At 60.3% G+C, this 600-nt stretch carries 1 protein-coding gene; it reads left to right on the plus strand.

Annotation, left to right across the window (positions count from 1 at the left end):
* Window positions 1-12 precede the first annotated feature (12 nt).
* A partial coding sequence (locus ACRZ95_RS23175; protein ID WP_480555750.1) for a substrate-binding domain-containing protein occupies window positions 13-600 on the plus strand: 588 nt, incomplete at its 3' end.

Raw genomic sequence — 600 nt, forward strand, 5'->3', positions numbered from 1 at the left:
CAAGAAGTTGATTTGCTAATCGTCACGCCGCTGACGCCCACGTCCGCTGACGCAGGCATCGAGGCGGCTGTGGCTGCAGGCATTCCGGTCATCGTGCACACGGGGCTTACGGAAACCGATGCCTTCACACTGGAAATTCAGGGCGGCGCCCAGAACTTTGGCCGCGTGATGGGTGAATTCCTGGTCGACGAGCTTGGTGGGCAAGGTGACATCTGGGTTCTGCGCGGACTGCCGGGCCATCCCGAAGACATCAACCGCTACGAAGGTCTGCTGGAAGCCCTTGAAGGCACCGACATCAGCATCGTCGCCGAGGACGTGGGCGCATGGCAGTACGACAACGGCAAGCGGGTTTGCGAAACCTTCTTCCTGAGCAACCCGTCCGTCGATGGCATTTGGTCATCCGGTGCGGACATGACGCGCGCTTGTGTCGATGTGTTCAAAGAGTTCGGTGCGGCGATCCCGCCGATTTCGGGCGAAGGCAACAACGGCTTCTTCGGTCAGTGGATCAATGACGGTTTTGCCTCCATTTCCGCAGAATACGGGCCTGAACAGGGTGCTGCAGGTGTCCGTGCGGGGATTGCGCTGCTGGACGGTCAGGAG

Source organism: Ruegeria sp. AI3 (assembly GCF_056541245.1).